The 3,979-nt window shown below is 70.7% G+C and carries 4 protein-coding genes and 1 pseudogene; all 5 read left to right on the top strand.

The annotated features are described in order from the left end of the window. A partial coding sequence (locus BGO22_RS00910; protein ID WP_286848364.1) for a transketolase-like TK C-terminal-containing protein occupies positions 1 to 605 on the top strand: 605 nt, incomplete at its 5' end. Between the two features lie 42 nt (positions 606 to 647). Next, entirely contained in the window at positions 648 to 1,646 is a 999-nt protein-coding gene (gene gap, locus BGO22_RS00905) for a type I glyceraldehyde-3-phosphate dehydrogenase (RefSeq protein ID WP_070399729.1), read from the top strand. A gap of 183 nt (positions 1,647 to 1,829) precedes the next feature. Next, entirely contained in the window at positions 1,830 to 2,444 is a 615-nt protein-coding gene (locus tag BGO22_RS00900) for a TetR/AcrR family transcriptional regulator (protein ID WP_286848361.1), read from the top strand. Then, positions 2,441 to 3,343 carry an alpha/beta hydrolase family protein gene (locus tag BGO22_RS00895; protein WP_286848360.1) on the top strand — a complete coding sequence of 301 codons (903 nt, stop codon included), beginning with the start codon at positions 2,441 to 2,443 and terminating at the stop codon, positions 3,341 to 3,343. The genes BGO22_RS00900 and BGO22_RS00895 overlap by 4 nt, the downstream gene beginning before the upstream one ends. A 94-nt stretch (positions 3,344 to 3,437) precedes the next feature. Next, positions 3,438 to 3,979: pseudogene (locus BGO22_RS00890) on the top strand (hypothetical protein); the annotation flags it as partial.

Genomic DNA, 3,979 nt, shown 5'->3' with positions numbered 1-3,979 from the left:
TCGGCCTGGGCGAGGACGGCCCCACGCACCAGTCGATCGAGCACGCCGCCAGCCTGCGCCTGATCCCGGGCCTGGACGTCTGGCGCCCCGCCGACACCGCGGAAACCGCCGTGGCCTGGACCGTGGCGCTGGATAACCGCGACCGGCCCACGGCGCTGCTGCTGTCGCGCCAGAACCTGCCCTACCTGCCCAAGAACGGCCTGGGCGACATCGCCAAGGGCGCCTACGTGCTGGCCGAACCCGCCGGCAAGCAGAAAGCCCAGGCGGTGATCATCGCCACCGGCTCCGAGGTGCAACTCGCGCTCAAGGCGCAGGCGCTGCTGGCCCAGGAGCACGGCATCGCGGTGCGCGTGGTGTCGATGCCCAGCACCACCCGCTTCGACCGCCAGGCCGCCGCCTACAAGAAGGCCGTGCTGCCCGCCGGCCTGCCGCGCATCGCGGTCGAGATGGGCGTCACCGATTTTTGGTGGAAGTACGGCGTCTCGGCCGTGGTCGGCATCGACACCTATGGCGAGTCGGCGCCCGCGCCGGTGCTGTTCAAGCACTTCGGCTTCACCGAGCAGAACGTGGCGGACACGGTGCGCGCCGTGCTCGCCGGGCAGTGATCCTTTTCCGGTTTTTCCGAATCAACCCCTGGAGATGACAGCATGACGATCAAGGTCGGTATCAACGGTTTCGGGCGCATCGGGCGCATGGTGTTCCGCGCGGCGGTCGCCAACTTCAAGGACATCGAAGTGGTCGCCATCAACGACCTGCTCGAGCCCGACTACCTGGCCTACATGCTCAAGTACGACAGCGTGCACGGCCGCTTCGACGGTGACGTGAAGGTCGAGGGCTCCAGCCTCATCGTCAACGGCAAGAAGATCCGCCTGACCGCGGTGAAAGACCCGGCCGAGCTCAAGTGGGGCGAGGTCGGCGCCGACGTGGTGATCGAGTCCACCGGCATCTTCCTGGACAAGGCCGGCGCCGAGAAGCACCTGGCCGCGGGCGCCAAGAAGGTCATCATGTCCGCGCCCAGCAAGGACGACACGCCCATGTTCGTCTACGGCGTGAACCACGAAACCTACGCCGGCCAGGCCATCATCAGCAACGCCAGCTGCACCACCAACTGCCTGGCCCCGGTGGCCAAGGTGCTCAACGACAAGTGGGGCATCAAGCGTGGCCTCATGACCACCGTGCACGCCGCCACCGCCACGCAGAAAACCGTGGACGGCCCCAGCAACAAGGACTGGCGCGGCGGCCGCGGCATCCTGGAGAACATCATTCCCAGCAGCACCGGCGCGGCCAAGGCGGTGGGCGTGGTGATCCCCGAGCTCAACAAGAAGCTCACCGGCATGAGCTTCCGCGTGCCGACCAGCGACGTGTCCGTGGTCGACCTGACGGTGGAACTCAACAGCGCCGCCACCTACGCCGAGATCTGCGCCGAGATGAAGGCGCAGAGCGAGGGCAAGCTCAAGGGCGTGCTGGGCTACACCGAGGACAAGGTGGTCGCCACCGACTTCCGCGGCGACGCCCGCACCTCGATCTTCGACGCCGACGCCGGCATCGCGCTCGACGGCACCTTCATCAAGGTGGTGAGCTGGTACGACAACGAGTGGGGCTACTCCAACAAGTGCCTGGAAATGGCGCGCGTGGTGGCCAAGTAAGCCGTCGCTCGCGTCCGCAGAAAAGGCGCCTTCGGGCGCTTTTTTTGTGGGCGGAAAGGCCCGGAGCAGCCAAGACAGCGGCGACCGGCGCTTCGCCTCGGCACCGGTCGCCGCGTCGCCCAGACGACAGCTTGACCACCGGGGTCATTGACGCTAGACCGATCGGTCTAGAGAATGGCTCGCATGCCCGCCCCACCGCCTGTCGAGCCCGCCCGCGAGCGCCTCATCGCCGCCATGACCGACGCCCTGCGCCGGCGCGGCCTGCACGGCATTGGCCTGACCGAGCTGCTGCGGGCGGCCCAGGCGCCCAAGGGCGTGCTCTACCACCACTTCCCGGGCGGCAAGACCGAGCTGGCCGTGGCCGCCATCGACCAGGTGGTGGAGCGCATGACCGCCGGCCTGGACAAGCTGCTCGCCGGCACGCCCGACCCGCTGCTGGCCCTGCGCCGCTGGATCGCCGGCGCCACCGCCCGACTGCAGGAGACCGGCTTCGAGGCCGGCTGCCCGCTGGCCACGGTAGCGCTGGAATCCGGGCCCGAGGACCGCGCCCTGCGCGAGGCCCTGGCGCGCGCCTTCGGGCGCGTGCGCGAACGCATCGCCCAGGCCCTGGTCGGCGCCGGCCTGCCCGCCGAGCGCGCCCAGGGCCTGGCCGCGCTCATCGTCGCTGCCTACGAAGGTGGCCTGCTGCAGTCGCGCGTCGCGCACAGCGCCGAGCCCATACAGCGCGCCACCGACACCCTGTTGGCCCTGCTGTCGGCCGACCCGTCCTGCGCCCCTTTTCAGGAGCCCTCGCCATGAACCCCCTCACCCAGGACCGCGCGGCCGACGCCGTGCGCATCGAGCCCCTGACCCTGCACGCCGCCGACGGCTACCCGCTGGCGGCCCATCGCTACCGCGGCCCGGCGCCGCCGCGCGCGCACCTCGTGGTGGGCGGCGCCACGGCGGTGCCCCAGGGTTTCTACAAGCGCTTCGCGCAGCACGTGGCCGCGCAAGGCGTCGACGTGCTCACGCTCGACTACCGCGGCATCGGCCGCTCGGCGCCGAACAGCCTCAAGGGCTTTCGCATGGACTACCTCGACTGGGGCCGGCTCGACCTGGCCGCGGCCGTGGCCGCCATGCGCGCGCCCGGCGTGCCGCTGTGGCTGGTGGGCCATTCCTACGGCGGGCACGCCCTGGGCCTGCTGCCGCACCCGGAGCACGTGGACGCGGCCTACACCTTCGCCACCGGCGCCGGCTGGCACGGCTGGATGCCGCCGCTCGAGCGCCTGCGCGTGCAGATCATGTGGAACCTCATCGGCCCCGTGGCCACGCGCCTGGCCGGCTACCTGCCCTGGAGCAAGCTCGGCATGGGCGAGGACCTGCCGATCGACGTCTACCGCCAGTGGCGCCACTGGTGCCGCTTCCCGCGCTACTTCTTCGACGACCCGCAGATGCGCGAGGTGACCGCGCGCTTCGACGCCGTGCGCTTTCCGATCGTGGCGGTCAATGCGCTCGACGACGCCTGGGCGCCGCCGGCCTCGCGCGACGCCTTCATGGCCGGCTACCGCAACGCGCCCGTGAAGGCCGTGACCCTGGACTCGCGCCGCGACGGTCTGGGTCCCATCGGGCACATGGGCTACTTCCGCCCGCGCGCCCAGCCCCTCTGGAACGAGGCCCTGGCCTGGTTCGACGGCCAAAGAATGGCGTCGGCCATGTGATGAAAAGGAATTGCAAATTCCTTCTGGGGTAACTCCGCATGAGCCCGGTCGGAGGCGCCGAAAATTTGGTGTGCCCGCGTGCTACAACCCGCCCATGGTTTCAAAGCTGTTGCGCGGATGTGTGCTGGCCCTGGCCGCTCTGGCCTTGGGGAACGTGTTGGCCGCGCAGCCGGTGGCCAGTGGCGATGCCCCGGCCTTCGGGCTCATTGTTGGCTACCGCGACGGCGCCAATCCGCTGAGCCGCGAGGAAACCGACCGCGGCCCCTGGGCCGACCGCGAGGCCCGGCTGGCCGGCGCCTGGCAACGGGCGACCCAGCGCTCGCGCGAACAAACCGAGCGGCTGGCGCGCGACACCGGTGTGCGCGCCGTCTCCGTCGGCGAGGCGGGCCGCGCGGCCCTGCTGCGCTTCGACCGCCCGATGCAGGGCCGCGCGCTGGCCGACGCCCTGCGCCGCGTGCGCCTGCACCCGGACGTGGCCTGGGTCGAGCCCAACGTCCTCGTGCGCCCGCAGTTGGTGCCCAACGACGCGAACTACGGCTTGCAGTGGCACCTGCGCGGCCCGGGCGACGGCGAACCGGCGGGGCTCAACCTGCCGCCCGCGTGGGATCTCGGCACCGGACTCCAGTCCACGGTCGT

Source organism: Hydrogenophaga sp. 70-12, from assembly GCF_001897365.1.
In the GTDB taxonomy this organism is placed as follows: domain Bacteria; phylum Pseudomonadota; class Gammaproteobacteria; order Burkholderiales; family Burkholderiaceae_C; genus Hydrogenophaga; species Hydrogenophaga borbori.
The sequence above is the reverse complement of the archived record's forward strand: the minus strand, read 5'-3'. Positions and strand labels throughout refer to the sequence as shown.